This window comes from Streptomyces cahuitamycinicus, from assembly GCF_002891435.1.
GTDB lineage: Bacteria > Actinomycetota > Actinomycetes > Streptomycetales > Streptomycetaceae > Streptomyces > Streptomyces cahuitamycinicus.
This window is the reverse complement of the sequence record NZ_POUC01000546.1, coordinates 1-4,420: the sequence shown is the minus strand read 5'-3', so window position 1 is coordinate 4,420 and position 4,420 is coordinate 1. Positions and strand designations below refer to the sequence as shown.

The 4,420-nt window shown below is 73.5% G+C and carries 6 protein-coding genes; 4 read left to right on the top strand and 2 right to left on the bottom strand.

The window, feature by feature from the left end:
- The 4 genes from C1J00_RS38890 to C1J00_RS38875 form a co-directional block, all read left to right on the top strand.
- The coding region (locus C1J00_RS38890) for a thiolase C-terminal domain-containing protein (RefSeq protein ID WP_439333471.1) at window positions 1-201 on the top strand (201 nt) is incomplete at its 5' end.
- Between the two features lie 9 nt (window positions 202-210).
- Window positions 211-624 carry a Zn-ribbon domain-containing OB-fold protein gene (locus C1J00_RS38885; protein WP_102913592.1) on the top strand — a complete coding sequence of 138 codons (414 nt, stop codon included), beginning with the start codon at window positions 211-213 and terminating at the stop codon, window positions 622-624.
- Window positions 621-1,397, top strand: coding sequence for an enoyl-CoA hydratase/isomerase family protein (locus C1J00_RS38880; protein WP_102913591.1), 777 nt, complete (start codon window positions 621-623; stop codon window positions 1,395-1,397). The genes C1J00_RS38885 and C1J00_RS38880 overlap by 4 nt, the downstream gene beginning before the upstream one ends.
- Window positions 1,398-1,446: 49 nt before the next feature.
- Entirely contained in the window at window positions 1,447-2,397 is a 951-nt protein-coding gene (locus C1J00_RS38875; protein ID WP_102913590.1) for an alpha/beta fold hydrolase, read from the top strand.
- Window positions 2,398-2,421: 24 nt separating this feature from the next.
- On the opposite strand, the gene C1J00_RS38870 is transcribed toward C1J00_RS38875, so the two are convergent.
- Window positions 2,422-3,024: a hypothetical protein gene (locus tag C1J00_RS38870; RefSeq protein ID WP_102913589.1), complete on the bottom strand. Its 603-nt coding sequence runs from the start codon at window positions 3,022-3,024 to the stop codon at window positions 2,422-2,424.
- 171 nt (window positions 3,025-3,195) lie between these two features.
- Window positions 3,196-4,420 (bottom strand): outer membrane protein assembly factor BamB family protein (locus C1J00_RS38865; protein WP_180989854.1); only part of this gene is annotated, 1,225 nt, incomplete at its 5' end.

Below are 4,420 nucleotides of genomic sequence, written 5' to 3'. Positions count from 1 at the left end.
GCGCTGGAGACCGGCGGGCTACTGCCGTTGAACACCGGCGGGGGCGGGCTGTCCGAGGCCTACGTGCACGGCTTCAACCTCATCAACGAAGGGGTCAGACAGCTGCGCGGCACCAGTACCGCGCAGGTGCCGGGCGCCTCCACCTGTCTGGTCACGGCGGGTGAGGGCGTTCCCACCTCCGCCCTGCTGCTGAGGAGTTGAGGAGCAACCATGCTGCGTCCCGTCACCGACGCCGACGGCGCCCCCTTCTGGGAGTACGCCGCCCGGGGTGAACTCCGCGTCCAGGCCTGCGCCGCCTGCGGTGAACTCCGCTTCCCGCCCCGGCCCTGCTGCCCGCACTGCCAGTCCTTCGAGAGCGAGTGGCGGCCGGTGTCCGGCCGGGGCCGGGTCTGGTCGTACGTCGTCGCCCATCCGCCGCTGCTGCCCGACTACGCCGCGCAGGCGCCGTACAACGTGGTCGTCGTCGAGCTGGACGAGGCGCCCCGCATCCGGCTGGTGGGCAACCTGGTCGCCGGGGCAGGGCAGCCGCTCGGCTCCCTGCCGCCGGAGAGCATGCGCATCGGCGCCCGGGTGCGGGCCGTCTTCCACGACGGGCTTCCCCAGTGGGTCCCGGAGCGGTCATGAGCAGTGTGCTCGTACGGGCCGACCGGGACAGCGGGGTCGCCGTCGTGACGCTGGACCGGCCCGGGCGGCTCAATGCCGTCGACCTCGCCATGGCCGACGAACTGGCCTCCACCTGGCACGAGTTGCGGTTCGACGACGCCGTGCGGGCGATCGTCCTCACCGGGGCCGGCGAGCGGGCCTTCTGCACCGGCATCGACCGGGACGCCGTCGTGCCGCAGCCGAACTCGCCCTACGCGCAGGACGATCCGCTGCTCGGGATCGGGCCGAAGGCGAACGACCTGTGGAAACCGGTCGTCGCCGCCGTGCACGGCATGGCCTGCGGAGGAGCCTTCTACCTGCTCGGCGAGGCGGAGTTCGTCGTCGCGGACTCCACCGCCACCTTCTTCGACCCGCACACCACCTACGGCATGGTCAGCGCCTACGAGTCCGTCCTGATGGCGCAGCGCATGCCCTACGGGGAGGTCGCGCGGATGGCGCTGATGGGGACGGCGGAGCGGATCTCCGCCCGGCGGGCCCACGAGATCGGACTGGTGTCGGAACTCGTGCCGGAGGGCGAGGCCTTGGGGGCGGCGACGGCCTGCGCCGCCGTTCTCGCCGGGTATCCGACCGAGGCCGTGCAGGGGACGGTGCGGGCGCTGTGGGCCGCGAGTGAGGCGGGCCGGACACAGGGGTTCGCACAGGCTCCGCATCTCATCGCACTCGGGAACGCGGCGGGTGAGCGGCAGGCCCGGCTGTTCGCCGGGCGGTCGCGGGAGTACCGGTTGCGCGAGTGAAGTCGTTTACCCCTACACCCGTATGCTCGGGGGCGTGGTTGAGCATCGGATGATCGACGTCAATGGCATACAGCTGCACATCGCGGAGCAGGGCGAGGGCCCGCTCGTGGTGCTGCTGCACGGTTTCCCGGAGTCCTGGCACTCCTGGCGGCACCAGTTCGGTCCGCTGGCCGAGGCCGGTTTCCGGGTGGTCGCGCCCGACCAGCGCGGGTACGGCGGCAGCGACCGCCCCGAGGACGTGGCCGCGTACAGCATCCTCCACCTGGTGGGGGACGTGGTCGGGCTGGTCCACGCGCTGGGCGAGGAGCGGGCGTTCGTCGTCGGGCACGACTGGGGCGCGCCGGTGGCCTGGCACACCGCGCTGCTGCGGCCGGACGTGGTGCGCGGGGTGGCCGGGCTGAGCGTGCCGCCGCCGTTCCGTGGGAACCGGCCTCCGCTGGAGACCATGCGGGAGCGGTTCGAGGGCCGCTTCTACTGGAACTACTTCGAGCAGCCGGGGGCCGCGGACGCCGAGTTCGCCGCCGACACCCGCGCGACGCTGCGCAGGCTGCTGTACTCCGCGTCCGGTGACGCGCCGGGCGCCGGGCGTCCCGAGCAGGCCCTGGTCGACCTGGAGCGCGGCTGGCTCACGGACGCGCCGGACCCCGAGGTGCTGCCCGGGTGGCTCACCGAGCGGGACCTCGACGTGCTCACCGAGAGCTTCGAGCCGGGCTTCACCGGCGCGCTCAACTGGTACCGCAACCTGGACCGCAACTGGGAGCTGACCGCCCCCTGGCAGGGCGCTGTCGTCTCCCCGCCCGCGCTGTACATGTACGGCGACCGCGACATGGTCCCGGCCTTCCCGGGGACGCCGGAACTGATCGAACGGCTGCCGGACCTGATGCCGGACCTGCGCCGCAAGCCGCTCGTCCTGCCGGGCTGCGGCCACTGGACGCAGCAGGAGCGGCCCGCCGAGGTGAACGAGGCGCTGATCGACTTCTTGACGGAGCTGCGGGGCTGACGCCCCTGCCGGTCACCCGTCCCGTCAGTCGTCGACAAGGGCCCGGCGGTCGACCTCGCAGTGGTCGACCGAGTCCACCAGGCCCGAACCGCCGCCCACCCGGACGGCGACGGTGGCCGTGCCGTTCGCGGGGACCGTGACGTCCCCGTACCGGTCGACGACGGTGATGCCCTGGGCGTCCTCGAAGGTGACCGAGACGGAGAAGGCGGCCTTGCGGCCGTTGGGGTTCTCGACCTCGACGGTCGCGTAGGGGGCCGCCGGGGTCGCGCAGCCGATCAGCCTCGCGGTGCCGTCCTTCAGGGCCCTGCCGCTGCCGGAGGACGAGGTCGGCGTGGAGCCGTAGTTGGGCCTGCGGGTGTAGGAGCTGCCGCCGCCGCTGCTTGCGTGGTCATCGTCGTCGGAGCCGTAGGACCCACCGCTCGAACCGCCGGAGCCGTACGAGCCGCCGCTCGACGTCGACGACCTCGAACTGTCGTGGTCCTGGCTGGAGCTGCTGCACCCGCCGCCGCCCGAGCCGCTGCCGCCGTGACTGCCGCCGCGGCCCCGGCCGGACGAGAATCCGGTCAGTGCCAGTACGACCAGCACGAGCACCGCCGTGAACCTGAGCCCGCGCCCCCGTGTCTGCATGGCGGACAGCCTAGTGATCATCTGTCACGGGCATGTCACTGCGTGGCGACCGGCCCGTACCCGGCGTAGCGTCCTGGGTGGGAGCGGTGAACGGGCCACTCCCACGCAGAACGGCGGCCGCCGTCCGGAGCACCCCTTCCGTACGCCGGTACGACGGCCGTCCCGGGCGGGTCAGGCCGTGCGCGCCGTGCCCGTGCCCTTCTCCGCGTCCAGTGCGTACACGCAGCGGTCCTTGCTGCACGCGTACACCACCCCGTCCCGGACGACCGGGGAGCCGGTGATCTCGCCGCCGGTGGCGAGCTTCCAGCGCAGCCGGCCGTCGTCGGCCTTCAGGGTGTAGAGCAGGTGGTCGGTGGAGCCGAAGTGGATACGGCCCTCGGCCACCGAGGGGGCGCCGACGATGTCGCCGCCCGCCTGGAAGCGCCACTTGGGTGTGCCGGTGACCGCGTCGAGGGTGTAGAGGCCCTTGCCGCTGCCCACGTGGACATGTCCGGCGGCGACCAGGACGGGGTCGACGCAGGAGCGGGCCTCGGTGGCGATGCGCCAGCGGTCGCGGCCGTCGGTGGCGTCGAGGGCGTAGACCGTGCCGAGGTAGTCGGCGAGGTAGATGCCGCCGCCGGTCACGGCCGGGCCGGGGACGAAGGTGGGCGGGCAGAGGAACACGGCCGGGGCCTCGAAGTGCCACTTCACATGCCCTGCGGCCACGTCGAGGGCCAGGACGCGGGTGCCGGCGCAGACGTAGACGTAGCCGTCGGTGGCCTGGGTGAGCCGGATGGGGACGCCGCCGCAGGAGGCCGCGTCGCCGATCGGGTACGCCCAGCGCTCGTCGCCGGTGCGGGCGTCCAGGGCGCGCAGCCGGGCGTCCTGCCACACGTAGACCGTGCCGTCGTGCAGGGCGGGCCCGGCCTCGGGGGACTCGAAGTCCGACTGGCAGCCGGTGACCTCCCACAGCTTCTGGCCGCTGGAGGCCTCCCAGCCCTGGACGCCGCCGCCGCGGGTGCCGGTGACGACCGTGCCGCGGCCGGCCTGGAGCGAGTAGACCCAGGCGTCCGTCTGCAGCCGCCACAGGTCGCCGCCCTCGCGGGCGTCCAGGGCGAACAGGGTGGGCCCGTCGGAGGCGTGGATACGGCCGTCCGCGACCCCCATGGACCAGGCGACGTCCCGGGTCTTGAAACGGCGGCGGCCGGTGGCGACGTCCAGCGCGTGCACCTCGAAGGAGGTGACGTAGACCAGGTCGTCGGCGACCGAGGGCGTGCCCCAGACGTCGTTGGACATGCGGAAGCGCCAGGGCCGCCAGCCGCCGGCCTGCTCCGGCGGGGCGGCCGGGTCCGGGGGCGCGGCGACAGCGGGGCCCACGGCTGGGTCCGTGCCGTTGACGCCGGGACGGGGCTTGGAC

What these genes read in the sequence shown, in the direction of transcription:
- C1J00_RS38885 (WP_102913592.1), top strand. Translation starts at nt 211, where the DNA reads ATGCTGCGTCCCGTCACCGACGCCGACGGCGCCCCCTTCTGGGAGTAC.
- C1J00_RS38880 (WP_102913591.1), top strand. Translation starts at nt 621, where the DNA reads ATGAGCAGTGTGCTCGTACGGGCCGACCGGGACAGCGGGGTCGCCGTC.
- C1J00_RS38875 (WP_102913590.1), top strand. Translation starts at nt 1,447, where the DNA reads ATGATCGACGTCAATGGCATACAGCTGCACATCGCGGAGCAGGGCGAG.
- C1J00_RS38870 (WP_102913589.1), bottom strand. Translation starts at nt 3,024, where the DNA reads ATGCAGACACGGGGGCGCGGGCTCAGGTTCACGGCGGTGCTCGTGCTG.